24 protein-coding genes are annotated in these 25,672 nt (G+C 36.4%); 19 read left to right on the top strand and 5 right to left on the bottom strand.

All coding sequences use genetic code 11. The features are described 5' to 3' along the window. Positions 1-46: 46 nt before the first annotated feature. The 4 genes from ACSHW7_RS13175 (at position 47) to rlmN (ending at position 5,562) form a co-directional block, all read left to right on the top strand. Entirely contained in the window at positions 47-1,282 is a 1,236-nt protein-coding gene (locus ACSHW7_RS13175; RefSeq protein ID WP_435679831.1) for a 3-phosphoshikimate 1-carboxyvinyltransferase, read from the top strand. Positions 1,283-1,600: 318 nt separating this feature from the next. Continuing rightward, entirely contained in the window at positions 1,601-2,650 is a 1,050-nt protein-coding gene (queA, locus tag ACSHW7_RS13170) for a tRNA preQ1(34) S-adenosylmethionine ribosyltransferase-isomerase QueA (RefSeq protein ID WP_435679920.1), read from the top strand. Between the two features lie 137 nt (positions 2,651-2,787). After that, positions 2,788-4,431, top strand: a complete 1,644-nt coding sequence (locus tag ACSHW7_RS13165) for a T9SS type A sorting domain-containing protein (RefSeq protein WP_435679830.1) — start codon at positions 2,788-2,790, stop codon at positions 4,429-4,431. A 90-nt stretch (positions 4,432-4,521) separates the two neighbouring features. Further along, positions 4,522-5,562: a 23S rRNA (adenine(2503)-C(2))-methyltransferase RlmN gene (gene rlmN, locus ACSHW7_RS13160; protein ID WP_435679829.1), complete on the top strand. Its 1,041-nt coding sequence runs from the start codon at positions 4,522-4,524 to the stop codon at positions 5,560-5,562. A 50-nt stretch (positions 5,563-5,612) separates the two neighbouring features. Here rlmN and ACSHW7_RS13155 read toward each other — a convergent pair whose 3' ends face one another. Next, positions 5,613-6,437 carry a T9SS type A sorting domain-containing protein gene (locus ACSHW7_RS13155; protein ID WP_435679828.1) on the bottom strand — a complete coding sequence of 275 codons (825 nt, stop codon included), beginning with the start codon at positions 6,435-6,437 and terminating at the stop codon, positions 5,613-5,615. A gap of 88 nt (positions 6,438-6,525) precedes the next feature. On the opposite strand from ACSHW7_RS13155, the gene ACSHW7_RS13150 reads away from it, so the two are divergent. The 7 genes from ACSHW7_RS13150 (at position 6,526) to dnaG (ending at position 15,194) form a co-directional block, all read left to right on the top strand. Then, positions 6,526-6,669 carry a hypothetical protein gene (locus ACSHW7_RS13150; protein WP_435679827.1) on the top strand — a complete coding sequence of 48 codons (144 nt, stop codon included), beginning with the start codon at positions 6,526-6,528 and terminating at the stop codon, positions 6,667-6,669. Next, positions 6,656-9,190 (top strand): alkaline phosphatase family protein, encoded by a 2,535-nt coding sequence (locus ACSHW7_RS13145; protein ID WP_435679826.1) that lies wholly within the window; start codon positions 6,656-6,658, stop codon positions 9,188-9,190. Before ACSHW7_RS13150 ends, ACSHW7_RS13145 begins: the two co-directional genes overlap by 14 nt. Before the next feature lie 81 nt (positions 9,191-9,271). Then, on the top strand, positions 9,272-10,249 hold the full coding sequence (locus ACSHW7_RS13140; RefSeq protein ID WP_435679825.1) for a polyprenyl synthetase family protein: 978 nt from the start codon (positions 9,272-9,274) through the stop codon (positions 10,247-10,249). Positions 10,250-10,452: 203 nt separating this feature from the next. After that, positions 10,453-11,019, top strand: coding sequence for an RNA polymerase sigma factor (locus ACSHW7_RS13135; RefSeq protein WP_435679824.1), 567 nt, complete (start codon positions 10,453-10,455; stop codon positions 11,017-11,019). Beyond that, positions 11,006-11,881 carry a hypothetical protein gene (locus ACSHW7_RS13130; protein ID WP_435679823.1) on the top strand — a complete coding sequence of 292 codons (876 nt, stop codon included), beginning with the start codon at positions 11,006-11,008 and terminating at the stop codon, positions 11,879-11,881. Before ACSHW7_RS13135 ends, ACSHW7_RS13130 begins: the two co-directional genes overlap by 14 nt. Positions 11,882-11,986: 105 nt before the next feature. Beyond that, a complete protein-coding gene (locus ACSHW7_RS13125; RefSeq protein ID WP_435679822.1) occupies positions 11,987-13,012 on the top strand; it encodes a hypothetical protein in 1,026 nt (341 codons plus the stop codon). Between the two features lie 220 nt (positions 13,013-13,232). After that, the gene (gene dnaG / locus ACSHW7_RS13120) at positions 13,233-15,194 is read left to right on the top strand and encodes a DNA primase (protein WP_435679821.1); all 1,962 of its coding nucleotides are present in this window, start codon (positions 13,233-13,235) and stop codon (positions 15,192-15,194) included. A gap of 12 nt (positions 15,195-15,206) precedes the next feature. Here the strand turns inward: dnaG and ACSHW7_RS13115 are convergent, their stop codons facing one another. Together ACSHW7_RS13115 and nadE are read right to left on the bottom strand one after the other, a co-directional pair. Beyond that, positions 15,207-15,839 carry a response regulator gene (locus tag ACSHW7_RS13115; RefSeq protein WP_435679820.1) on the bottom strand — a complete coding sequence of 211 codons (633 nt, stop codon included), beginning with the start codon at positions 15,837-15,839 and terminating at the stop codon, positions 15,207-15,209. 143 nt (positions 15,840-15,982) lie between these two features. Next, complete coding sequence (gene nadE / locus ACSHW7_RS13110; RefSeq protein WP_435679819.1) at positions 15,983-16,774, bottom strand: NAD(+) synthase; 792 nt, start codon at positions 16,772-16,774, stop codon at positions 15,983-15,985. Between the two features lie 188 nt (positions 16,775-16,962). Here nadE and gldB point away from each other — a divergent pair, with 188 nt between their 5' ends. Genes gldB through ACSHW7_RS13095 form a run of 3 tightly spaced genes read left to right on the top strand, consistent with a single transcriptional unit; the run spans position 16,963 to position 18,682 of the window. After that, entirely contained in the window at positions 16,963-17,922 is a 960-nt protein-coding gene (gldB, locus tag ACSHW7_RS13105) for a gliding motility lipoprotein GldB (RefSeq protein ID WP_435679818.1), read from the top strand. A 6-nt stretch (positions 17,923-17,928) separates the two neighbouring features. Beyond that, positions 17,929-18,267 carry a gliding motility protein GldC gene (gldC, locus tag ACSHW7_RS13100; protein WP_435679817.1) on the top strand — a complete coding sequence of 113 codons (339 nt, stop codon included), beginning with the start codon at positions 17,929-17,931 and terminating at the stop codon, positions 18,265-18,267. 58 nt (positions 18,268-18,325) lie between these two features. Next, on the top strand, positions 18,326-18,682 hold the full coding sequence (locus tag ACSHW7_RS13095) for a GTPase (protein ID WP_435679816.1): 357 nt from the start codon (positions 18,326-18,328) through the stop codon (positions 18,680-18,682). A gap of 30 nt (positions 18,683-18,712) precedes the next feature. On the opposite strand, the gene yihA is transcribed toward ACSHW7_RS13095, so the two are convergent. Continuing rightward, the gene (gene yihA / locus ACSHW7_RS13090) at positions 18,713-19,339 is read right to left on the bottom strand and encodes a ribosome biogenesis GTP-binding protein YihA/YsxC (RefSeq protein ID WP_435679815.1); all 627 of its coding nucleotides are present in this window, start codon (positions 19,337-19,339) and stop codon (positions 18,713-18,715) included. Between the two features lie 132 nt (positions 19,340-19,471). Then, entirely contained in the window at positions 19,472-20,236 is a 765-nt protein-coding gene (locus ACSHW7_RS13085) for an alpha/beta fold hydrolase (RefSeq protein ID WP_435679814.1), read from the bottom strand. A 295-nt stretch (positions 20,237-20,531) separates the two neighbouring features. Between ACSHW7_RS13085 and mraZ the strand changes: the two genes are divergently transcribed. Genes mraZ through ACSHW7_RS13060 form a run of 5 tightly spaced genes read left to right on the top strand, consistent with a single transcriptional unit; the run spans position 20,532 to position 25,672 of the window. Continuing rightward, entirely contained in the window at positions 20,532-21,002 is a 471-nt protein-coding gene (mraZ, locus tag ACSHW7_RS13080; protein WP_435679813.1) for a division/cell wall cluster transcriptional repressor MraZ, read from the top strand. After that, complete coding sequence (gene rsmH / locus ACSHW7_RS13075) at positions 20,989-21,885, top strand: 16S rRNA (cytosine(1402)-N(4))-methyltransferase RsmH (RefSeq protein ID WP_435679812.1); 897 nt, start codon at positions 20,989-20,991, stop codon at positions 21,883-21,885. Before mraZ ends, rsmH begins: the two co-directional genes overlap by 14 nt. Beyond that, positions 21,886-22,206, top strand: coding sequence for an FtsL-like putative cell division protein (locus tag ACSHW7_RS13070; protein WP_435679811.1), 321 nt, complete (start codon positions 21,886-21,888; stop codon positions 22,204-22,206). Between the two features lie 2 nt (positions 22,207-22,208). Further along, positions 22,209-24,212 carry a penicillin-binding protein gene (locus tag ACSHW7_RS13065; RefSeq protein WP_435679810.1) on the top strand — a complete coding sequence of 668 codons (2,004 nt, stop codon included), beginning with the start codon at positions 22,209-22,211 and terminating at the stop codon, positions 24,210-24,212. After that, positions 24,209-25,672 (top strand): UDP-N-acetylmuramoyl-L-alanyl-D-glutamate--2,6-diaminopimelate ligase, encoded by a 1,464-nt coding sequence (locus ACSHW7_RS13060; protein ID WP_435679809.1) that lies wholly within the window; start codon positions 24,209-24,211, stop codon positions 25,670-25,672. Before ACSHW7_RS13065 ends, ACSHW7_RS13060 begins: the two co-directional genes overlap by 4 nt.

The following is a 25,672-nucleotide window of genomic DNA, read 5'->3' as shown; positions in this document are numbered from 1 at the left end:
ATATTAAATTTTGGGCAAAGCTTAAAGAAAAAGATAATCGGAATAAATGATAGCACATCTTCATAAATCTAGTGATGTAAATGCTGTAACTGTTGAAATCACGGGCTCAAAAAGTGAGAGCAATAGGTTGCTAATTTTGCAGTCATTATTTCCTCAAATTACGATTGAAAATCTTTCAAATAGTGACGATACCGAAGTTCTCAAAAAGGCACTAAAAAGTACCAAAGAGATTATCGATATTCATCACGCAGGGACAGCAATGCGATTTTTGACAGCCTATTTTGCTGCAAAGAAAGACTCCAATGTAGTGCTTACGGGTAGCTCGAGAATGCAGGAAAGACCTATTGGGATTTTGGTCAAAGCATTGCGTGAGATGGGCGCAAATATTGAATATGAAGGTGAAGAAGGATTCCCTCCATTACGAATTAAAGGCGTTTCAACATTAAAAAATAAAGTAACAATACCGGCGGGAGTGAGTAGTCAATATATTTCTTCAATGATGCTTATTGCTCCTAGTTTAAAAGACGGATTAGAAATTGAATTAACTGGAGAAATCACATCCCGTCCCTATTTAGAAATGACATTAAAGTTGCTTTCTGAAATAGGAGTAACCTATCATTTTCAAGGACGACATATTAAAATTTCTCCGCTCAAAAATATAGCTTCACAAACCATTACGGTAGAATCAGATTGGTCTTCGGCTTCTTATTTTTATAGTTTGGTGGCGCTTTCAGAAAATTTATCGGTAACACTTTCGGCTTATAAAAATGATAGTTTGCAAGGGGATGCCGAGTTGGCGTCTTTGTATGAGAATTTTGGAGTTGTTACTCGTTTCAACCGTGATAATTCTATGACCATTTTAAAAGACAAACAGCCAGTTTTAGAAGCGATTAATTTGAATTTAATAAACACCCCAGATATTGCGCAAACAATTGCTGTGACTAGTTTTGGGTTGGGAATATCATGCAATTTAACAGGATTACACACCTTAAAAATCAAAGAAACAGACCGCCTAAAAGCCCTCAAAACTGAACTTTCAAAATTAGGCGCGTCCATTACAGTCACAGAAAATTCATTACATCTCAAAGCTAATAATAAAGCCGAAATTTCAGAAATTACAACCATTGAGACTTACCAAGACCACCGTATGGCGATGGCGTTTGCGCCGCTCGCGTTGCGATTTCCTATTGCGATTAAAGAGCCGATGGTGGTTTCAAAATCGTACCCAGAATTTTATACCGATTTAGAAAAAGTTGGCATTATTATTTCATTTTCAGTTTAGAATTTAGGAACTTTTATTCGCTTCGGAAATATGACTACCTGTATTTAATTGCTATGTATTTTAACGTTCTGCTGGCATGTTTTAGGATTATACTTACTTCTTAGATGAAAATAGAGCGCTTTGATGTTTCATATTTCAGAATAAATTAAAAAGATCTTGAAATTCCTGAAGGAATAGGTTCGGATTTAAACGTTAAAATTTCATTTTGAACGCTGATAATGATATTCTTCAAAAGATAAATGCCGTTTTACTTGACAACGCCTATCGCCAGATTGTATATTTGCAACTTTTAAAACCTAAAATCCAGAACCTATGGGGATGAAACTCTCGCATTTTAATTTCGAATTACCTGAAGAACTTTTAGCCGAATATCCAAGTGAAGAAAGGGATGAAGCCAGATTGATGGTCTTGAACCGCAAGGAGAAGACGATTGAGCACAAACAGTTCAAGGATTTAATAAACTATTTTGAAGAAGATGATATCCTTGTTTTAAATAATACAAAGGTTTTTCCTGCACGATTGTACGGTAATAAGGAAAAAACAGGAGCGAGAATCGAAGTGTTCTTGTTACGTGAATTAAACCCAGAAACAAGACTTTGGGACGTGTTGGTGGATCCAGCGAGAAAGATACGAATTGGTAATAAGTTATACTTTGGTGATGACGAAACGTTAGTGGCTGAGGTAATTGATAATACGACATCCAGAGGAAGAACACTGCGTTTTTTATATGACGGGTCGTATGAGGAATTTAGAAATAAATTGACCGAACTTGGCGAAACTCCATTGCCAAAATACATTAAACGAGAAGTGCAACCGGAAGATGCAGAACGTTACCAAACAATTTTTGCAAAAGAGGAAGGTGCTGTAGCAGCTCCAACGGCTGGATTACACTTTTCAAAACATTTATTAAAACGTCTTGAAATTAAAGGGGTTAAATTTCCAGAAGTTACATTACACGTAGGTTTAGGAACTTTTAGTGCTGTTGAGGTGGAAGACCTTTCAAAGCATAAGATGGATAGTGAGGAAATGCATATTCCTGAGTCTTCGGTAAAAGTGATAAATGACGGAATCGTAAAACAAAAGCGTATTTGTGCCGTGGGAACTACGGTAATGAGAGCTTTAGAGAGTTCGGTTTCTTCAAACGGAACTTTGAATGCGTATGATGGTTGGACAAATAAATTTGTTTTTCCTCCTTATGATTTCAGTATTGCAAATGCTATGGTTACAAATTTCCATACGCCAAAATCTACGTTATTGATGATGGTGGCTGCCTTTGCAGGACATGAATTTACTAAAAAAGCATACGAAGAAGCAATTAAAGAAAAGTATCGTTTTTATACGTATGGCGATGCTATGTTGATTATATAATCAAAAAACACTATTCAGTTAGAGATTTAAAACCTGATGGAAACATCGGGTTTTTTATTTATTGGTGATTTTTTATTGTTATGTGCGGTTTTTAAGTTATTTTAGTTGAGTTATTTACAAAGTAATTCCAAGGATATTTGAAGCACATTACTTATATAATTATTTTATTGACAACGGGTCTTTTGTTTGCACAAGAGCCTATAAGTTGGTCATATAAACTTGATGCTTCTCCAGAAATCATTGAGCTTCCATACCTAGATTTAGATTTAATCCAACAACAAGACAGCATTAATGACCTGGACAAGGGTCAGCCTTGGCGTTATGGAATTGAAAGAGAAGTTGTTTTGGATTTAAATAATCAAGGTGTTTGGACAGATCTTCCAGATGAAAACGGTCGTATTTGGCAAGCTGCAATAAAAAGTATTGGGGCTATTAATTTGAGCGTAAATTTTGAATCATTCTATCTCCCTGCGGGAAGTAGATTACAATTTTTCAATGAAGATAGAACTGATATTTCTAAATTATACGGCAGTAGTGAGAATACACCCAATAGTAAAATTGCATCTTGGTTTGTAGAGGGGGATTTAATATATGTAGAATATTTTGAACCATACACCGTCTCTGATGATGTGGTTTTGAAAATAGGAAGTGTAATTCATGGCTATAGAATGGGAAAAGTACATGAATTGTTAGATGCTAACCGTGGATTAAATGATAGCGGGGATTGTAATTATGATGTAAATTGTCCTGTGGGTGAAGATTTTGATGGATATAAATCAGTTATTAAAAAAGCGGTTGCTTTACTTACTCTTGGTAACGGATATTTGTGTTCTGCTTCAATGATAAATACTACTGCAATGGATAAAACGCCCTATTTAATGACGGCTAATCATTGCTTACAAAATAGTGACCCAACATTTTGGAGTGTTCGTTTTAATTGGGTGAGTCCAAACCCTGTTTGTGGGGAAGAAGTTAATAGTGTAGATATTCAAACCAACTTTACAATGAGTGGAGCCGAGCTAATTTCTAATAATACTATTAGTGATTTTGCGTTGGTAAAATTATATAATCCTGTCCCGGTTTCATGGGATATTACATTTGCGGGTTGGGATAGAAGCGATGTATTGCCAGAATTTCAAGTAGGTATTCATCACCCCAATGGTGACATTATGAAGATATGTAGAGATAACGATGGTGCTACTAAGGACAATGCAAATGGAACCGATGTTTGGCTCATAGGCGGTGTAACTCATGGTACAGGTGATGGCTGGGAAATAGGAACAACCGAGAGTGGTTCTTCTGGATCCCCTTTATTTAATGAGAGTGGAAAATTAATTGGACAACTTTATGCGGGCCAAGCTTCATGCAACGGAATTGAGAATAATAATGATTACGATATTTATGGTCGATTTGCCACCTCTTGGGATGCTGGTGACACTCCTCAAACTCGTTTAAAGGAATGGCTGGATCCAATTAATAGTGGCCAGACAACTATTGAATCTGTGCAAAATATTCTTAATACTCCGGATAATCAACTCACCGGAATTTTAGAAATATACCCCAATCCAACTTCGTCGGTAATCAATATTACTAATAGTAAATATCCAAATTTAGTATATGGTTTTTATAATACGATTGGGCAACAAGTAATGTCGGGCTCGTTGTCAAATACTTATAATGTGCTTGATGTTGAGAATTGTACCGAAGGGATTTATTTTTTAAATCTAATTGACGAAGATTCAAATCAACAAATTACTAAGAAAATAATTATTAGTAAATAGAGGTTTATTTGTAGCTTATGATTCCAATTCCGTTTTCTGCGGAATTTTTTTTGCTCTTTTGCCATCCATAAATTGTATTTTTGCTTTCAGATGAAATTAGAAAAAAAAGACATACGATCACTTTCAAAAGAAGAGTTAAGAGATTTTTTTACAAGTATAGGCGACAAACCTTTTCGTGGTAATCAAGTCTATGAATGGCTATGGAGTAAAGGTGCCCATGATTTTGATAAAATGACCAATATTTCAATTGAAACAAGAGCGCACTTAGAGGAGAATTTTGTCATTAATCATATTGAAGTAGATAGTCTTCAGCGAAGTGAAGATGGAACAGTTAAAAATGCTGTTAAATTGCATGATGGTCTTATTGTAGAATCTGTATTAATTCCAACTAAAAAAAGAACAACAGCATGTGTTTCATCTCAGGTGGGTTGCAGTTTGGACTGTAAGTTTTGTGCTACTGCAAGACTCAAAAGAATGCGCAATCTTAATCCTGACGAGATTTATGACCAAGTAGTTGCGATTGATAAAGAGAGCAGGCTTTATCACAACCGCCCACTTTCAAACATAGTCTTTATGGGTATGGGGGAGCCATTGATGAATTACAAAAATGTATTAGCCTCTATTGAAAAAATAACCAGTGAAGAAGGACTTGGTATGTCGCCAAAGCGAATTGTAGTTTCAACTTCAGGTGTTCCCAAAATGATAAAGAAGCTCGCTGATGATCAGGTAAAATTTAACCTCGCCGTTTCACTACATTCAGCTATTCAAGAAACTAGAGAGCAAATTATGCCATTTGCGAAGTCGTTTACCTTACCAGATTTAAAAGAATCATTGGAATATTGGTACGAGCATACAGGTAAAGGTGTTACTTACGAGTATGTAGTTTGGGATGGGATAAATGACAAAGAGGAGGATATAAACGCGCTCGTTCAGTTTTGCGGCTATATACCATGCAAGGTAAATATCATTGAATACAACCCTATTAATGACGAGGAATTTCAGCAGGCAAATAATGCGGCAATTGATAATTATATAGTCAAACTAGAAAAGGCTAGAATTCCTGTAACCGTAAGGCGCAGTAGAGGCAAAGATATCGATGCTGCTTGTGGGCAGTTAGCGAATAAGGCATAAAAAAAGAGCCTCATTACGAGGCTCTTATTAAAACTCTAAGTTAATTAAAATTATTTTTTAACAATTTTAATGGTATTAGTTAGGTCACCTACATTTACTCTTGCAATATACATTCCTGAACTTAAGCTTGATAAACTTACAATTTCGCTAGTCGCAGATAGATTAGATTCAATTACTTTTTGACCGTTAACATTGTAAATAGAAACAGCACTTAGTTGGTTTGCTGCTTTTAAATTTAGATTATTATTAGCGTCTACAAAATATGTAAATCCATCTATATTATTATTATCAATTCCTAAAATTCCTTCTCCAGCTTCAAGACCTTCATTTGGAGTTAAATTGATAGCATAGTCCTTAATAGTTATACTTGATGCATCGGCAGGTACATCTAACCTTACCCAACCATAATGTTGGTCTGCACCAACAGTAATTCGTAAACCTAAATATTTGTCAACTTGACCATCACACCATTGACTATTGGTATATGCACAGCCCATCCAGTTTAAAGTTTGGTAGTTCATATTTGCAATCCAAGTCATCTCAGCAGCATCTATGGGTGCACCTTCGCTCAATGCAAAAGGATAATTGTAGTTTCCTCCGTTCAAACCTAAAATTGAACTAGAGTTACTAGTATATACTCTAGCTGTTGTTCCGGGAGTTGCCCCTGAAAATACACCATCATTACTTATCTCATAATCAACAGTAGCGTCACCGTTTAAATCTAACATAAATCTTGTCCCTGTTAAAGTTTCATCAGGGTCAACGTCAGTATATTGAATTTGACCAGTAGCGTCTGAAACGCCTGCAATAGCCAGGGTTAGAGCGCCGTATTGGGCAAGTCTTTTGCTTAATTTTTTTGAAGTATTTTTTTTCATAATAGATTTAAATTTAGATTAAAAAGAATTAAAATATATCTTAATTTTGAGATAAATTTAATTAAAAGATACTTCATTCACAAAAAAAATGGAAGAAAATAAAAATAAAATCAAATTTAAAATCACGCCTGAGGGATCGTTAGGGCTTCTTGCTTTAGGTGATATTGGTCTTAGGGAGTGGAGGAAAGTGAGAAATGAATTTACAAAAACAGAAATTGATGAAGAAGAATAAGTTATTATTGATAGGATGGGATGCTGCCGATTGGAAGATAATCGGACCTTTATTAGCCAAGGGAGAAATGCCAGCGCTTAAAAAATTAATAGATAACGGTGTCTATGGAAATATGAGCACAATGAACCCACCATTTTCTCCTATGTTGTGGACGAGTGTTGCAACAGGTAAAACCCCAGATAAACACGGGGTTTTAGGTTTTATTGAATTGGCTCCAGATTTAAAAGGAGTCCGTCCAGTGACAACAAACTCGCGAAAAACAAGAGCTTTATGGAATATTTTACATAACAAAGGGTTTAAAAGTAATTTAGTGGGTTGGTGGCCTAGTTTTCCTGCTGAACCAATTAACGGAGTTGTAATATCTGAAAAATTTCAAAAAATAAATAAAGACCCAAAAAAGAAAAACCCACTTCATCCAGATGCTATACACCCAAAGAATTTTAAAGGAGAAGTTTTAGATTTACGTATGCGCCCATATGAAGTGACTGATCAACATATACTTCCTTTTATTCCTAAAGCTGCTGAAATAAACCAGGATAAAGACCAATCCTTGTCAACTTTTTCAAAGCTCTTTGCAGAAAACGTCTCAGTTCATGCTGCTACTACATATACAATGCAGAACACAGAATGGGATTTTATGGCCGTTTATTATGACTTGATAGACCATTTTTGCCATGCATTTATGAAATACCATCCACCTAAATTAAAAGAAGTTCCTATTTGGCATCATGAAATGTATAAGGATGTTGTAAAAGGAGCCTATAAATTTCAAGACATGATGCTTGAACGCACACTTGATTTAGTTGACGATGACACTACGGTAATGATTTTGTCTGATCACGGATTTGAATCCGGACCCAACCGTATTTTAGAAATGCCAAAATATCCCGCTGCACCTGCTTTAGAACATCGCCAATTTGGAATGTTTGTGGCTAGTGGACCAAATATAAAAAAGAATGAAAAAATCTTTGGCCTAGGTTTAATTGATGTAGCACCAACGGTTTTACATCATTTTGGACTTCCAGTTGGAGAAGACATGGATGGTAAAGTAGCACTTGATATATTTAAAAATCCGGGCAAAATCGAAACTATTAAAAGTTGGGATGCAATTGATGGTGATTTCGGTGAATTGAAAAGTGACCATGAAACCGATCAGTTTTCAGATCAAGAAGCTTTACAACAACTTATTGATTTAGGTTATATCGAAAAACCGGATGAAGATATTGAGAATGCTATTTTCAAAACAAAATGTGATCTTAAATTAAATTTAGCGCGAGTTTATTTAGGAAAAAAAGATTATGAAAAAGCAAGAGAGTTATTACTAGAATTGATTACGGAGCCAGAACCAATTGACGTAATTCCTTTTTATATGGATTTACTGACTATTGAATTAAAATTTTCAAATTTTGAAAAAGCAAGAGAATATCTAGATAAATTAAGGTCGCTCAATAGTGAGTTTGAGTCCACAACTTATTTTGCAGAATCACAAATATTATTAGGAAATGGCGATATGGATGGTGCTTTGTCATTATTAGACAAAGCTGTTAAAAATAAACCAAGTCCAGAAGTGTATTTCCAAATTGGTAAAGTCTACAGGAGAACTAGCAAATTTCAAAATGCTAAAACTGCATTTGAAAAAGCAATAGATTTCGAACCTGATAGGGCAAAATATCATAGGGCTTTAGCTGAGGTCTTGGTTCGTTTGGGAGAATATGAAGAAGCTGCAGAGTCGGCCTTAACTAGTATTGAACTTGTTAAGTATTTCCCAGATGCTCATTACACTTTAGGAGAAGCATTAGAAAAAATGGGAGATTTAGAAAATGCAAAATTAGCATTTGAAACTGCAAAACGCCTCAAGCCTAAAGAATTTCATAGAGCCGCAAAGGCTATTGAAAACTTGACAGAAAAATTGGCTAAACCAATGGAGCTTCGAGACAAAACAGACTATAAGTATAGAGAAAATCAAATCGTTGTTGTGTCTGGTCTTCCAAGGTCTGGTACATCATTGATGATGCAAATGTTAGATAAAGGAGGAGTTGAGCCACTTGTAGATGGTGTTAGAGAGGCAGACTACTCAAATCCAAAAGGATATTATGAATATGAGCCAGTTATGTCGTTGCATAGAAAGAATGATTGGCTAGATAAGGCTCAGAATAAATCTGTGAAAATAGTTGCTCCATTACTCAAGCATATAGATCCTCAATTTAGATATAAGGTGATTTTTATGAAACGTAATTTAAATGAAGTTGTCAAATCACAGCAAAAGATGATTGGCAAGTCTCCAGATACGCTTCCGGTAAAATTACTTAATGCTTATCAGGAGCAACTAAATCAAATTGAGGTTTGGAAAAATAAAGAGCCTGGAGTCGAAATTATTTTTATCGATTACAAGGATGTTCTTGAAAACACTCAGAGCGTCACTAAAAAGGTTTGTTCTTTCGTAGGGAAGGATTTAGATGAAAAGGCAATGGCAAGTTGTGTAGATAAATCACTCTATAGAAATAAAGTAATTTCAAAATAAAAAACTTTAAATATTTGGAAAAGGCACAATATTAAAATTTTAATTCTGTGCCTTAATTTTTACTGTATTTTTGACCTACAAATGAAGGTAGTAGCGCAAATAAAATTGCCCATCCAGGCAGAAATGGAACTTTTTGAAAAGAAATTTTCGAATTCCATGACCTCAAAAGTGGCGTTGCTCAATCGTATCACTCATTATGTTGTCAATAGAAAAGGCAAACAAATGAGGCCCATGTTTGTTTTTCTAATCGCAAAAATGACCGGTGGTGGCGAATTAAACGAACGCACCTACCGCGGTGCATCGGTAATCGAATTGATACACACAGCTACTTTGGTGCACGACGACGTGGTTGATGACAGTAACCGAAGACGAGGCTTTTTCTCAATAAATGCACTTTGGAAAAATAAAATAGCCGTACTCGTTGGAGATTTTTTACTTTCAAAAGGATTGTTGCTTTCTATTGATAATGGCGATTTCGATTTACTTAAAATTATTTCAGTAGCCGTTAGAGAAATGAGTGAGGGCGAGTTACTGCAAATTGAAAAAGCAAGAAATCTAGATATCACAGAGGAAATCTATTTCGAAATTATCCGTCAAAAAACAGCAACATTAATCGCTGCCTGTTGTGCCATGGGAGCACAATCTGTAAATGCGCCCAAAGATACCGTTGAGCAAATGCGCAAATTTGGTGAACTCATTGGTATTGCATTCCAGATCAAAGACGACCTATTTGATTATGGCGAGGAAGCAATCGGTAAACCCACCGGGATAGATATCAAGGAGAAAAAAATGACGCTGCCCTTAATTTATGCCATTAATAACGCTTCGAGTAAAGATAAAAAGTGGCTCATAAATTCGGTGAAAAATAAAAATCACGATAAAAAAAGAGTAAAAGAGGTTATTACTTTTGTAAAAAATAATGGTGGTTTGGAATACGCCGTTACAACAATGAAAGACTATCAGCAAAAAGCCCTTCAAATCCTTCAAGAATATCCAAAATCTGAATATCGAGACTCACTTGAGTTAATGGTCAATTATGTAATCGACAGGAAAAAATAGAAGCAGATTAGTTTTAACCGCTCAAATTTTATAAATTTTTAATTTTTTTCAGAAATATTAACTAGGTGAAACTTATTGATTTTGAGTAATTTAAACTTTGAAAAATGCCAAAATCCAAAATTTTTCATATTTTTTTAATTCTTCAGACAACCAAAACAAGAAATGCTGCGTCTTTAAAATAGAAGCCATCTCTAAACTAAATTTTGAAACTAATTTCATTACATAAAAATTACAACAACCTTATTGCCAAGGCAAGCAAAGGAAACCGAAAAGCGCAACAGCAACTGTTTGAACTTTTCGCTCCAAAAATGCTAAGTGTATGCCGTAAGTACATGAAGCACCAAGACGCTGCCGAGTCTGTAATGTTAGCTGGTTTTTTAAAAGTATTTCTAAATCTGGACACCTTTAAAAACCAAGGTAGTTTTGAAGGTTGGATTAGAAGAATTATGGTCAACGAATCTATTTCGCAATTACGGAAAGACAAAAAACTAGATTTTAAGGACACGGTAATGATTGAAAATTCCATGGAGCATGTTACATATTTGGAAAGCGAAATGGAAGTTGAAGAAATACAAAAAATAATTGATGGTTTACCGGACGGTTACAAAACGGTATTTGTACTGTACGCCATTGAAGGATACAAACACAGTGAGATAAGCGAGTTGTTGCAGATAAGCGAGAGCACCTCAAAAACACAGTTATTCAAAGCAAGAAAAATGTTACAACAGCGCATTACACAACAAGAAAATACACACTATGGAACGCATTAAATTTGAAGAAAATAGCCGAGAAAAGTTTGAGGAGCGCGAGCTGCAACCTTCGGCCGGGGCGTGGAATAAACTTGAGGGAATGCTCAACGAAGCGCAGCCTAAAAAGAAAAAGGGAGGTTTTCCTTGGTTGGCTGTTGCCGCAAGTTTTATAGGATTTGTAATCATCGCATCCATTTATTTCAATCAAAACGACAGTGAAGACAGTTTAGTAAATGAAGATACGCCTTCGGAAATTTTAAAAACCGAAAATAACAAATCTCCATTTAAAACTGTAGAGGAAATAAACAAAGAAAACGAAGCAGTCGCCAACACCGAGACTGAAAATGAAGCAATGGAAAATGGTACGGATGAGCTTAAAAATAGCGCAAAAACGACTCAAAATGATAAAGACAGAATTGCAACAAGCGACGTTAATAAAAATACCAATCCGTCGCAAAAAACGCAGCAAGGAAAAAGTAGTGTGCTCAAAACTATAAATAACACTCCTTATAATAATGCGGGTCAAATTTCGGCTGTCCCTAATGATAAAGGGAATGCGATAACTGGAGAAAATAAAGAGGGAATGAGTAAAATTTCAGAAACAAGTATTTCAAAAGTGGATGAGGTAGTTGCCCAAATTAAAGATGCTCAAAACAAAAACGGCACCGTTACCGAAGCTGAAATAAATACCCTGCTCGCTTCTGCCCAGCAAGATTTAAAGCTTCAAAATTTATTGGATATCAATACTGGTAAAGTGGATGCGATGGCGCTATTGGGAGAAGTAGAAATGGAGATGGAGCAGTCCTTTAGAGATAAAGTATTTTACGCTTTGGGCGAGGGTTTTGAACAATTAAGAACATCAATATCGGATCGTAATAATTGAAAGTAATAAAGTAACCTATTGAATAGTAATAAATTAAATAACATAACAATGTTTTGACTGTAAGACCTTCCGTCTTACGGAAGGGACTCTTAAACTCAAAAAACAATGAAAACAAACACACTAGTATTAGCAGTTTCACTTTGGATCTTATCAATCTGTGCAGCAAAAGCGCAAGAAACCGAAATGGACAAAAAGAGAGATTTCATCGTACAATCTGAAAAAGAAGCTTTGAAAACTGAGGTTGACAAAATAAACGAAGACCTCGATGCCGGAACCATTACTCTTGTAGAAGCAGAAAATTTAAAAAAAGAAGCCGCAACAAAACATGCCCTAAATATTGAGAATAAAGTGGCAATCCTTGAAAATAAAGAAGCGTTGAAAGAACGAAATGGTGACGAAGAAATGAGTAAAAAAATGTTTAAAATTACATTTGACGATGATGGATACTATTTTGATGATAAAAATGATACAATTCAAAAACGCAAGGAAGATATTCGCACCTATTCAGGTTTAACGTTTGCTTTCGGACTTAACAATGCCATAGCAGATGGACGCTCATTAGATGATTCTCCTTATAAAATAGGCGGAAGTCGTTTTGCTGAAATTGGACTTTCATGGTCAACACGAGTTTTTAAAGAAAGCAATTGGTTGAGAGTAAGATATGGTCTTTCGTTTCAGTTCAACGGTTTAAAAGCTGAGGATAACCGATACTTTGTTGAGAACGGAGACCAAACAGAATTACAGGAATACCCTTTAAATCTGGACAAGCAAAAATTTAGAATGGACAATTTGGTAATCCCTATACATTTTGAATTGGGACCCTCAAAAAAGATTCAGAAGAAAGATTATTTTAGATACAACACAGATAATAGCTTCAGACTTGGGTTGGGTGGATATGCCGGGATTAATTTAACGACACTTCAAAAATTGAAATTTGATGATAATGGACAAGACGTAAAGCAAAAACAAAAGGACAATTTTAATACAAATAATTTTATTTACGGGTTGAGCGCCTATGCAGGTTGGGGAGACACATCGTTGTATGTTAAATACGATTTGAATACCATTTTTAAAGATAACCCTATTGAAGAGCGCAACGTATCTTTGGGTATACGTTTTGATTGGGATTAACAAAATTTGTGTTAGTTAGATAAAAGAGATTTCAGGGAAACCAGAAATCTCTTTTTGATTTTTTATTATAACGAATGTGTGGTTGAGCGCAGTGGAAACCTTCAATGAAAAAACGAATCTAAAAAAAATCATCCTCTACCTTTTCTTCGGAAATGTGACAATAAAATCCCTCTCTTTCTGAGTCATTTTTATGTAGTTTTGTTTTCTTACTTTAGTAGCAATGATTAGCCGTACCACCATAGACAATGTTTTTGAAACCGCCCGCGTAGAGGAGGTCATTGGTGATTTTGTGCAGCTAAAAAAATCTGGGAGTAATTTTAAAGGCCTCAGTCCTTTTACAGATGAACGTTCTCCGAGTTTCATGGTGAGTCCCGTGAAACAAATTTGGAAAGATTTCTCCAGCGGAAAAGGAGGAAATGCCGTCACCTTTTTAATGGAGCACGAACATTTTACCTATCCAGAAGCCATAAAATACCTCGCCAAAAAATACGGAATCGAGATTGAAGAAACCGAACAAACCAACGAACAAAAAGAACAAGCAAGCGAGCGAGAGAGTTTGTATCTCGTCAACGAATTTGCTAAACAATATTTCCATAATACACTACTAAAAACCGAACCCGGAAAAGCCATCGGCCTTTCCTATTTCAAGGAACGTGGTTTCATAGATGAAACTATTGAAACGTTTTCTTTAGGATACTCCATTGACGAATGGTCAGCATTTACAGATGCTGCGATAAAAAAGGGTTATAATTTAGAATTTCTAGGAAAAACGGGACTTACGATAATTAAAGAAGAAAAGCAATTCGACCGCTTTAAAGGACGAGTTATGTTTCCCATTTTGAGTATGAGCGGGCGCACACTAGGATTTGGTGGGCGTATTCTTGTCAATGATAAAAAGGCGGCAAAATATTTAAATTCTCCCGAGAGTGAGGTGTATCACAAAAGCAAAGTGCTTTACGGAATTTATCACGCCAAACAGAGCATTGCAAAAGAGGATAATTGCTATTTGGTTGAGGGATATACAGATGTGATTCAATTTTACCAACGCGGCATTCAAAATGTGGTTTCATCTTCAGGGACGGCATTGACGCCTGAGCAAATTCGCCTTGTAAATAGGCTTACAAAAAATATAACGGTGTTGTTTGATGGTGATGCCGCGGGATTGAGAGCGTCATTGCGCGGAGTTGATTTAATTTTGGAGCAAGGAATGAACGTCCGTATTTGTACATTCCCGGAGGGAGAGGATCCAGATAGTTTTGCGAAGAACAATACATTAGAAGATGTACAAGCCTATTTGGCGGAGCAGTCTCAAGATTTCATTTCATTTAAAGCATCTCTTTTAGCAAATGAAGCCGCAAACGACCCCATTAAAAAAGCGGAGACCATTCGGGATATGGTGGTGAGCATTTCTAAAATTCCTGATGTTATTAAACAGGAAGTTTATATCAAAGAATGTTCGCGCATTATGGATATTAGCGAAGATGTGCTATTTAGTACGTTGGCGCAAATCCAAAAAAAGGATACCAAAGAAGCTGCCAAAAAACAAGCAGAACCCAACAGGCCTTTTGAGGTTATTTCTGCGGAAATGCAACAAACTAAAAAAGTTGATGTTCAATTTGAATTAGAGAGAAAAATCATCCAATTATTATTGCTCTACGGAATGCAAGAAGAGGAATTTGAAGATTTAATTTTGGAAACAAATGAAAAAGGAGACATCTCATTTCAGCCTGAAATAATTACCACTAAAGTTTTTGAAAAGGTGTATTTGGACCTTCAGGAAGATGAAATTGAATTCACAAATGATGACTTCAAAAGCTTATATTTCATAATTATTGATAGTCTCAATCAGCAACAGGAATTTAAGGTTGATACATTTATAAATGAGCTAGAGCCCGAAAGTGCAAACGTGGTTTCTACAATTTTAATGGATGAAGAAAAATATGTTTTACATGACTGGGGGAGCAAAGAAATTTATGTAAAACAAAAAACAACCACAGTTGCACAAATAGTGAGCGAGACAATTTTAAATCTCCGTAGGTTTTTGGTTACTAAAAAGATAAATGAGTTGATAAAATCTCCTGTGGAAGGTGGTGAGTACAAAGATAGAAGCGTATTGGAAACCGTTAGGGATTACAACACGCTGCATCATATAATTTCAGAAAAACTTAGGCGTGTAGTCTAGTCTAATTTATTTCTATCCAAATTGGAACATTCTTGATTGATGAATCAAATCGGCAAGGTTGTCAACTTTTAATTTTTTTAGCAATCTAGTTTTGTAAGTACTAACTGTTTTTTCGTTAATGTCTAGAGCGTTGGCAATATCTTTATTTCTCTTTCCGCTAGAGAGCAGATTAAGTACTTCGATTTCCCTCGATGATAATTTTTTATAACGACTGATTGCATTGCTTTCTCCCACATTTCTACTTGTAAATGTAGAAGTTAATTCTTCATTTAAGAAAATACCACCCTTGGCAATTTGCTTCATCGCTTTCACAAATGTCTTTATGTTGGCGGTTTTTGGTACATATCCAGCAGCACCAGATTTTATAGAACGTAACGCATAAATTTCCTCAGGATGACAAGAAAAAATCAAAACGCGCATTCCTGGAAATTCTGTTTTGATACCTCTTAGGGCATTGATTCCATTAATATTTGGAATATCGATTTCCATGACTAAAATGTCTGGTGTATTTTCTCTTAAACTATCATAAAGTTCTTCTGCGTTTGTTGCTTTTCCAATGATTGAAAAATTATCATTTTTCTTAAGCATAGACGTAATGCCCTTTCGGGTCATTGGGTGGTGGTCTGCTAGTAAAACTGTCTTCATAAATCTTTACTGTAAGGTTGCCGCGAGTTAGTTTGAGCGGGTTGTATTTATTGTAATATTAATACTACAAATCAAATGTAAGTAAAGTAGTAATTGTTAAATTTTCTTTTCGTTATAACGTTTAAAAATTCGTTTAAAAACGATTATCTCCTAAATTTCATTGGAATTTCGCACACGGGTATTGGGTTCATTTTATGTTGGTTTGCTTTGTTTAACCTAGTGTATATGTCAAAAACAATTTTTTGGCGTCCTGTAAAGTCTTGAGATTTCTTTCCTACATCTGCCATTTTCATTGCCCATTCTAGTTCATCATAACTAGCACCTATCTGGTCCTCATCGGTTCTGCTATCGCCAAAAAGCCCATCAGTCGGTGCGGCTTTTAATATGCTCTCTTGAACTCCCACATATTCCCCAATGGCATACACCTCGCTTTTCATTAAATCGGCAATGGGACTTAGATCCACTCCGCCATCACCATATTTTGTGTAAAATCCTACTCCAAAATCTTCTACTTTATTCCCAGTTCCCGCTACAAGGTAACGATGCAATCCTGCAAAATAATAGAGCGTCGTCATTCTCAGGCGAGCACGTGTGTTTGCTAGTGATAGATCTAAAAAAGTATCGTCAGCAGTAAAAGGTACGTGGGATTTAAAGGTTTCAAAAGTTGGTGTTAAGTCAACTTCAACGTTCGTGACGTTTGCAAATCTCTTTTTGAGTTGTGCAATGTGTTCGTCGCCACGAGTCACTTGACTTTTTGCTTGATGAATGGGCATGGTAACACATAAGGTGCGAAGCCCCGTCATTGCGCATAATGTTGAGGTTACAGCGCTGTCAATTCCACCGCTTACACCAATTACAAAACCGTCCATTCCGGCATTTTGAGCATATTCTTTTAACCAATTAACTATATGATCTGCTACTTTTTCTGTTTGCATATTTCTTCTTTTTGATTTTGTTTTGCTATACTTCGGAAATGTTTAACACCTTATTTTTTTGGTGTTGTTTAAAGAATGACCAACCTTAAAATTGTATTTTTGTCGCCAACCGAAGGACAAAAAAATTGTTCCACCGTAAAATTAATAAAAAGGAATTGCGTTCCATACATTCACTCCGTTTTAATTCTATGAATAAATTTATTTCATTGCTCATTTCCGTAGTAATTCTCATTTCCTGTGAGGAAAAAAGTGCTGTGGAAAAAGAAATTGAAAAGGTACCGGTGGACGTTTCTGTTTTGCGATTTGATAAAATTTTTGCCAATGCAACCGAGGAAGATCTGCCAAAATTAAAATCACAGTACCCCATGTTCTTTTCGCCAAGGGTGGCAGATAGCATTTATGCGCAGCGAATGGATGATACGTTGCAACATCAATTAGAGGACGAAGTTTTAAAAGCGTTTCCCAATGAAGAAAAGTTGGTCGAAGAAATAGGGCCACTTTTCCAACATATTAAATATTATTTTCCACGATTTAAAGTGCCCACAATTGCAACCGCAATATCTGATGTTAGCTACGAAAATAAAGTCATTGTCGCAGATACACTGCTCGTTATATCGCTGGATACATATCTTGGTTCAGACCATTTTTTCTATACCGATATTAGCAAGTTTATCACAAAAAATATGCGCGAGTCGCAGATTATGCCAGATATTGCTACTCAATATGCTAGAAAATTTGTGAGTCCGCCAAATTCAAATAGTTTGCTGGCTCAAATGATTTACTTCGGAAAAGAGCTATATTTAAAAGATCTTTGGTTACCAGAAATTTCCGAAGCCGAAAAAATAGGCTATACCGAAGCCGAAATGCAATGGGCAAAAGATAACGAAGAGCAAGTTTGGCGTTACTTTGTGGAGCGGGAAATGTTGTTTAGCACAGACCCTAAATTAGCGCCTCGGTTTATAAATCCAGCTCCTTTCACAAAATTTTATCTTGATATTGACAACGAATCTCCTGGAATGATGGGAAGATACATGGGGTGGCAAATTGTACGTTCATTTATGGAAAAGAATGACGTAACTCCGCAACAACTATTATTATTTGATGCTGAAAGTTTATTTCAGAAATCAAAATACAAACCAAAAAAGTAAAGCAAAATGGCAATCTTACATAAATCAAAAATATCTATTGACGTTTCACTAGATGAAAATAAAGTCCCAGAAAAATTGCATTGGACAGCACAGGACGGAGGCGTTAATAATGAAGAAACAAAGGCAGTTTTATTGTCTGTTTGGGACCAAAAAAATCAAGAATCTCTGCGTATTGATTTGTGGACCAAGGACATGCCTCTTGATGAAATGAAGGTGTTTTTTCATCAAACATTAAGTGCCATGACTGATACATTTCAGCGTGCAACAAACGACGAAAAGATGGCAGATACCATGCGTGATTTCTGTGATTACTTTGCCGAAAAGCTAGAGTTGAAGAAGAAGTAAACTAGCCATCAGCTAGTTGCTGGTAGTAGGTGTTTTTTCAATTTTTATATGTCTTAAAATGAAACTTATCTTTATTTACAACGCAAATTCAGGAACTATAAATGGGTTGTTGGACAGCGCCCACAAAATACTCAATCCATCTACATATAATTGTAAATTGTGTGATATTACGTTTGGAGTTCTTAATGAAAAAGAGGTCTGGAAAAATTTTAGAGAAACTTCAAAAACTGAAATGATATTCCTTCACAAAGACGAATTCTTAAAACAATACCGCTCAAAGTGGTTGCCTAAATATACCTTTCCCATTATTCTTCAAGAAGAAAATAACGAGCTGCACATATTTTTGAATACGCCTGAAATAAATAAATTGGAAGAAACGAAAGCGTTAATTGCTGCTATCCAAGAGAAAATTTAATTTTCCTAATTCCTAATTCCTAATTCCTAATTAAGAATAATCAAGCTTGTCAATAGACCCTGCCACATCTTCATTTACTGTGTCAATATATTCCAAAAGATCATCGCGTCCCACATATTTGCTTGATGAAGTAGTAAAGTACTGTGGCATTTCTTCCCAGGTTTCAAGCATTTTTTGTTCATAAGCAGCTAAGTTTCTTTCGAGCGCTCCAGGCTTCAATTTGTCTGCTTTTGTAAAAATGATATTGAACGGGATTGCACTTTCTCCTAGATATTGCATGAATTCCATATCAATGGGTTGAGGTTCATGACGGCAGTCAATGAGTACAAAAGCGAGTACAAGTTGTTTGCGTTTTTCAAAATAATCTGTGATGAATTTTTGAAAAGTCTTTTTTGCTTTTTTAGAAACTCGTGCATACCCATAACCCGGTAAATCCACTAAAAACCAATTTTTATTAATCAAAAAGTGATTGATCAATTGTGTTTTTCCAGGTCGCCCCGAAGTCTTTGCAAGGTTTTTTTGATCAACGAGCATATTTATGAGCGAAGATTTCCCCACATTACTGCGACCAATAAAGGCATATTCGGGCAGCCTGTCTTTAGGACATTTAGCAACTTCGCTGTTGCTCATTGTGAATTCTGCGCTTCTTATTTTCATATGGATTACTCGCGTATGCGGGTAGCTTTAAAATTTTAGCTAAAGTTTATTTGTTTTGACTCAAAATAGAGATAGAGTTTACTGTTTTAATCTGTAAAATTCCCCTTCCTCGGAGGGGTTAGGGGAGGTTTTTTAATATCCTCGCTTCTCTAGCCAAGCATACAATAGCTCGTTAAAAGCATCAGGATGTTCCATCATTGCAGCATGACCACATTTTTCAATCCAGAACAATTCGCTATCTGGTAATTTCTCGTGAAATTCTTTCGCAACTTCGGGAGGAGTTACGTTGTCATTTTCGCCCCAAATAATACAAACTGGAGTTTGCATTTTGGGTAAATCTTTACCCATATTATGACGAATAGCACTTTTTGCAATGGATAATGTGCGAATTAATTTATTACGGTCGTTGACGGTTTCATACACTTCGTCAACAATTTCTTTGGTCGCTATTTTAGGGTCATAAAAAACATTTTCAGCTTTTTTCTGAATATAATCACGATCCCCTCTCTTAGGATAGCTTTCGCCCATAGCGCTTTCATAAAGTCCAGAACTTCCAGTGATAACAAGAGCTTTGATATATTCGGGGTATAATTTTGTGCATAACAGCCCAATATGTCCCCCCAACGAATTTCCTAGTAAAATAACATCTTTCAATTCTTTATGGTCGATGAAAGATTTTACGTATTTCGAAAAGTTTTTAACATTGGTTTTTAGAATTGGCATATTGTAAATTGGCAATTCAGGAATCAAAACTTTGTATCCCTTAGGAGGGAAAAAGTTGGCGACGCCATCAAAATTGCTCAATCCGCCCATCAACCCATGAAGAATAATTATTGGAGTGCCTTCGCCAATTTCTAGGTAGCTAAACTTCCCTTCTTTTTTAAGTTGATTGTTCATTGAGTTGGTTGTGTTATCAAAACAAAAGTACATTATTTTTTTCGGAAATATTAACCCCTTTTTTAACCGATAAATTTCATTTCACTATCCGTTTTGGTGGAGTTGTTGAAAACATTCTGATACCATTGAGGTACAATGAATTAAGAGCGGATTGATGCTTTTAAAATTTCGGAAGTGGTAAAACTTATCAACAAAGTGGTAAAGAGTGGGAAAAAGTGGGAAATACTTTTTATATTTGACTTTTACCGTTGTCGCTTATAGGTGTGGTATTCTCAGGTAGTTAACTCGTAAAATCATGACCAATTTAATTGGAACATACGAATGTAAGGCAGACGTCAAGGGGCGTGTGATGGTTCCTTCGGCTTTGAAAAAGCAGTTGGACCCTGTCGCAGCAGGCGGTTTTGTGATTAAAAGAGCGGTGTTTCAACCGTGTTTGGAATTGTACCCCATGGAAGAGTGGAATGCGCTGATGGATAAAATGAGCAAGCTAAACCGGTTCAATCGAAAAAATGTAGATTTCATTCGCAGGTTTACAGCTGGTGTGAAAACGGTGGAATTGGACGTTTCGGGACGATTGAATATTCCCAATGACCTTGCTTTGTTTGCGGGAATTACAAAAGATCTGGTCATTTCTTCAGCAATAAATATTGTTGAGATTTGGGATAAAGAGAAATATGAACAGGCTATTGACGACGCTGCCAATGACTTTGCAGACTTGGCAGAACAAGTAATGGGCGATGTAGAAGATAGCGATGGAATATCATAATCCAGTATTGTTGCACGAGACCGTTGATGGTTTAAGTATCAAGCCAGATGGCGTGTATGTAGATGTCACTTTTGGTGGTGGTGGTCACTCGAGAGAAATCTTGAAACGACTTGGTAAAAATGGTGTTTTAATTGCTTTTGATCAAGACAAAGATGCGTTAGAAAATGCACTCGATGACCCTCGATTTATCATGGTAAATGAGAATTTTAGATTTCTGAAACGATTCTTAAGATTTCACGGATATAAAGAAGTAGATGGCATTTTAGGGGATTTTGGTGTTTCATCACATCAATTTGATGTTGCGGAAAGAGGTTTTTCGACCAGATTTGAAGCAGACCTCGATATGAGGATGAATCAAGATAGTCCGTTTTCGGCGTACGATGTCATCAATAAGTATGAAGAGTCGCAATTGCGAAATGTTTTGTTTCAGTATGGTGAATTGAGAGCGGCGGCGGGAATGGCGAGAATTATTTGTGAAAACCGAAAAGAAACTCCCATTACTTCAAGTGAACAACTGAAAAAAGCATTGGGAGGGTTTTTGCCAAAGCACAGAGAGAACAAAATTTTAGCCCAAATATATCAAGCGATTCGGATTGAGGTAAACCAAGAGCTAGATGTTTTAAAAGAATTTTTAGAGCAAACAATTGAAGTTCTAAAGCCAAATGGAAGATTAAGCTTGATAAGCTATCACAGCCTCGAAGACAGATTGGTAAAACGATTTATGCGAAATGGAATGTTTGAAGGAGAGCCAGAGAAAGATGTGTTCGGTAGAGTGGAAGTACCATTAAAGCCAGTAGGAAAATTTATCATCCCCAGTGTTGAAGAAATAAAAATAAATAACAGAGCCAGAAGCGCAAAGTTGCGAATTGCTAAGAAACTCTAAATGAAAAAAGGACTTTCAAATATCATTAAAGGAAAATTCTTGGTAAGTGACGACGCTTTTAAAAATTGGCGTTTTATCATTTTTTTGAGTGTATTGGCTTTGATAATGATTGGGAGCAGTCATACCGCAGATAAAAAAGTGCACCATATTGCTGCACTTAATAATAAAGTGAAAGAATTAAAGAGTGAGCGGTTGGATTTGCGAAAGCAAGTAACACAACTCAAAATGGAAAGTAAAATAACGGCGGCTATGTCACAGAGGGGGTTATCTCCTAGCGAAACGCCACCACAAGTAGTAACAATCATAAACAAAGAAGACTAGCGGTGCCCATACAAGAAAAAAACATATTAAACCGCTTATACTTTATCGCCGGAGGTATGTTTCTCTTTGCGCTTTTGATTGCCGTAAAATTAGTGGATATTCAATTTGTTGATGGTGACAAATACCGCGAGCTCGCCACAAAGAATACGACTAAAAATGCTATCATTCCAGCAAACAGAGGAAATGTTTATTCAGACGACGGTAGTCTGCTTGCTAGCTCAGTGCCTAAATATGATATTCGGTTTGATGCGGTAACGGTTTCGTCTAAAGATTTCAAGGAGTTTTTGGTGCCACTTTCTAAAGAGCTCAGCAAGATGTTTGGGAAACCAGCTTCGTATTATCAAAATGTGCTTCGTAAGGCTCGCGCGAATAAAAATCGCTATTTACTTATTGCGAAGAATTTAGGGTATTCAGATTATATAAAGGTAAAATCAATGCCTCTTTTCAGAAAAGGGCCTTATAAAGGTGGAATTATCGTAGACCAGCGAACCGTGCGAGAACACCCAATGGGAAAAATAGGCGAGCGTCTCGTGGGAGATGAAGACCGAAATACTCCAGGTTATTACGCTGTAGGATTAGAAGGTGCGTTTCATCAAATGCTGAGTGGAAAAGAAGGGAAACGCTTAAAGCAGAAAATAGCCAAAGGCCAATGGAAGCCTGTTTATGATGAAAACGAAGTAGAACCGCAAGATGGCTACGACGTGATTTCTACAATAAATGTAAACATGCAGGATATTGCGCATCACGCATTATTGAAACAACTAGAGGAATATGAGGCGGATCACGGTAGTGTAATTGTGATGGAAGTTGCCACGGGCGAAATTAAAGCTGTTTCAAACCTTGGGAAAGGAGCCGGAGGTAACTATTATGAGCGCTTAAACTATGCGGTGGGCGAATCTACTGAGCCTGGATCTACATTTAAAACTATTGCATTGACAGTAGCTTTAAATCAGAAAGTCATTGATACAGGTACCGTGGTCGATACAAAAAATGGAAGTGATAGATTTTATGGGCGTACCATTTCAGATTCTAAACGTGGTGGCTATGGTGAAATTTCAGCAGCCAAAGCACTTGAGGTTTCCTCAAACATAGGTTTTGCAAGATTAATTGACAATGCATATAAAGACAATCCAAAAAAGTTTACGAACCAAGTCCAAGAATGGGGTCTCGATAAGAAAATAGGTATTCCAATAAAAGGAGAGGCAGATCCAATTATTCCTGAAGAGGGCGATAATGTATGGTCGCGTAATGCATTGCCGTCTATCGCTTATGGATATAATTTACAAATGACGCCTTTGCAAATTCTCACATTTTATAATGCAATTGCAAATAATGGAAAAATGGTAAAGCCACACTTCATTAAAGAAATTAGAGATTGGGACGAGAAGATTAGGGAAGTGGAAGTCGAAGTGCTGAATGAAAAGATTGCGTCTCAAGAGACTATCGATAAAATACAGGCTATTCTAGAAAATATAGTAAAACGAGGAACGGGGAAAACGTTGTATTCCAAAAATTTCTCTATGGCAGGAAAAACTGGAACTGCCAGAAAAGACTACGCCAACTTTGAAGAGTGGAAGAAAGAAAAGAAATACGTTTCTTCATTTGCAGGATATTTTCCAGCAGATAACCCAAAGTATAGTTGCATAGTGGTTATCCATGAGCCGAGTACCAAAAAAGGATATTACGGAGCAGATGTAACTGGTCCTGTTTTTAAAAGAATCGCTCAAAAAATATTTACGGACAGTCCGCTAAGAGCGCAAGTTGCAGACATTGATGCAATCGAAACAACGACCGAGAAAGATTACAACAATTACTATAAAAAAGCACAAACTAGATTTCAAAAATTACCAGATGTACGAGGAATGGCAGGCATGGATGCGGTGTCTATTTTAGAAAATCTAGGATATAAAGTAAAACTCAACGGAAACGGAACTGTAAAATCGCAATCCATTCCCGCAGGTCAATCGTTGCAAAAAGGCGCACAAATAGAACTCAATTTATCGTGATAGTTTTAAAGGACATACTCTATAAAGTTTCCCTCAACAAAGTTGTGGGGAATACGGCTGTGGCCATTCGTGATATCAATTTTGATAGCCGAAAAGTAGGCTTGGATGATGTTTTTGTAGCTATTCGCGGCGTTCAAAGTGATGGTCATGAGTTTATAAAAATGGCTGTTGACAAAGGTGCAATTGCAATTATCTGTGAGAAAATCCCAAACGATAAAGTAAACGGAATCGTTTACGTGGAGGTTACAGATAGCCAGCAAGCCCTTGCGATGATGGCATCAAACTTCTATGATAATCCTTCGGAAAGTTTAAAATTAGTTGGGGTTACTGGAACGAATGGTAAGACAACGATTTCAACATTGCTGTATAATCTTTTTACAGAAGCTGGTTATGAGTGCGGATTACTTTCCACCGTTAAAATTTTAGTTGGAAAAAAGGAATACAAGACCCTGCACACCACGCCAGATAGTTTGACAATCAATCGCTATTTAGCCGAAATGTTACAAGCGGGAGTAGAATTCTGTTTTATGGAAGTGAGCAGTCACGGAATCCACCAAAAAAGAACTGAAGGACTATATTTTGCCGGCGGAATTTTCACAAACCTCTCACACGATCATCTGGATTATCATAAAGATTTTAAAGAATACCGTGATGTTAAAAAATCTTTTTTTGACCAATTGCCAAAACAGGCTTTTGCCTTGGTCAATAGCGACGATAAAAATGGTACTGTCATGTTGCAGAACACCGTAGCAAAACAATATACGTATGCTTTAAAGAGCTTTGCGGACTATCGGGCAAATATTTTAGAAAATCAGTTTTCAGGATTATTACTCAAAATAAACAACAATGATGTTTGGGTGAAGCTCATCGGAAATTTTAATGCCTATAATGTGTTGGCAATATATGCTACTGCCGAATTATTGGGATTAGAGTCTTTAGAGATTTTGCAATTGTTAAGTACGTTAGAAAGTGTAGACGGCAGATTTCAGTATCATATTTCAGCAACGAAAATTACTGCCATTGTTGACTACGCACACACGCCAGATGCGCTTCAAAATGTATTAGAAACCATCAACGTGATCCGTACAGGAAATGAAGAACTCATAACAGTTGTGGGTTGTGGTGGCGACCGCGACACAACAAAGCGCCCTAAAATGGGAGGCATCGCAGCGCAATTGAGTACGAAAGCAATTTTTACGAGCGATAATCCTCGGACGGAAAACCCCGAAAAAATCATCGAGCAAATTGAAGCTGGAGTTTCACCGGTTGATTATAAAAAAACACTATCAATCACAGATAGAAAACAAGCGATTAAAACGGCTTGCCAAATGGCGAATGAAGGAGATATTATTCTAATCGCTGGCAAAGGTCACGAAACATATCAAGAAGTCAACGGAGTGCGAACGGATTTCGATGACTACAAAATTGTAAACCAAACGTTAATCGCACTAAATAAATAA

This window comes from Patiriisocius sp., assembly GCF_051252435.1.
Lineage (GTDB): Bacteria > Bacteroidota > Bacteroidia > Flavobacteriales > Flavobacteriaceae > Patiriisocius.
Note: the sequence above shows the minus strand (reverse complement) of the source record. Positions and strands in the feature narration are given on the sequence as shown.

Bases quoted from the DNA above. Each gene is read 5' to 3' on its own strand.
- ACSHW7_RS13175 (WP_435679831.1), top strand. From the start codon at position 47: ATGATAGCACATCTTCATAAATCTAGTGATGTAAATGCTGTAACTGTT.
- queA (WP_435679920.1), top strand. From the start codon at position 1,601: ATGAAACTCTCGCATTTTAATTTCGAATTACCTGAAGAACTTTTAGCC.
- rlmN (WP_435679829.1), top strand. From the start codon at position 4,522: ATGAAATTAGAAAAAAAAGACATACGATCACTTTCAAAAGAAGAGTTA.
- ACSHW7_RS13155 (WP_435679828.1), bottom strand. From the start codon at position 6,437: ATGAAAAAAAATACTTCAAAAAAATTAAGCAAAAGACTTGCCCAATAC.
- ACSHW7_RS13150 (WP_435679827.1), top strand. From the start codon at position 6,526: ATGGAAGAAAATAAAAATAAAATCAAATTTAAAATCACGCCTGAGGGA.
- ACSHW7_RS13145 (WP_435679826.1), top strand. From the start codon at position 6,656: ATGAAGAAGAATAAGTTATTATTGATAGGATGGGATGCTGCCGATTGG.
- ACSHW7_RS13140 (WP_435679825.1), top strand. From the start codon at position 9,272: ATGAAGGTAGTAGCGCAAATAAAATTGCCCATCCAGGCAGAAATGGAA.
- ACSHW7_RS13130 (WP_435679823.1), top strand. From the start codon at position 11,006: ATGGAACGCATTAAATTTGAAGAAAATAGCCGAGAAAAGTTTGAGGAG.
- ACSHW7_RS13125 (WP_435679822.1), top strand. From the start codon at position 11,987: ATGAAAACAAACACACTAGTATTAGCAGTTTCACTTTGGATCTTATCA.
- dnaG (WP_435679821.1), top strand. From the start codon at position 13,233: ATGATTAGCCGTACCACCATAGACAATGTTTTTGAAACCGCCCGCGTA.
- ACSHW7_RS13115 (WP_435679820.1), bottom strand. From the start codon at position 15,839: ATGAAGACAGTTTTACTAGCAGACCACCACCCAATGACCCGAAAGGGC.
- nadE (WP_435679819.1), bottom strand. From the start codon at position 16,774: ATGCAAACAGAAAAAGTAGCAGATCATATAGTTAATTGGTTAAAAGAA.
- gldB (WP_435679818.1), top strand. From the start codon at position 16,963: ATGAATAAATTTATTTCATTGCTCATTTCCGTAGTAATTCTCATTTCC.
- gldC (WP_435679817.1), top strand. From the start codon at position 17,929: ATGGCAATCTTACATAAATCAAAAATATCTATTGACGTTTCACTAGAT.
- ACSHW7_RS13095 (WP_435679816.1), top strand. From the start codon at position 18,326: ATGAAACTTATCTTTATTTACAACGCAAATTCAGGAACTATAAATGGG.
- yihA (WP_435679815.1), bottom strand. From the start codon at position 19,339: ATGAAAATAAGAAGCGCAGAATTCACAATGAGCAACAGCGAAGTTGCT.
- ACSHW7_RS13085 (WP_435679814.1), bottom strand. From the start codon at position 20,236: ATGAACAATCAACTTAAAAAAGAAGGGAAGTTTAGCTACCTAGAAATT.
- mraZ (WP_435679813.1), top strand. From the start codon at position 20,532: ATGACCAATTTAATTGGAACATACGAATGTAAGGCAGACGTCAAGGGG.
- rsmH (WP_435679812.1), top strand. From the start codon at position 20,989: ATGGAATATCATAATCCAGTATTGTTGCACGAGACCGTTGATGGTTTA.
- ACSHW7_RS13070 (WP_435679811.1), top strand. From the start codon at position 21,886: ATGAAAAAAGGACTTTCAAATATCATTAAAGGAAAATTCTTGGTAAGT.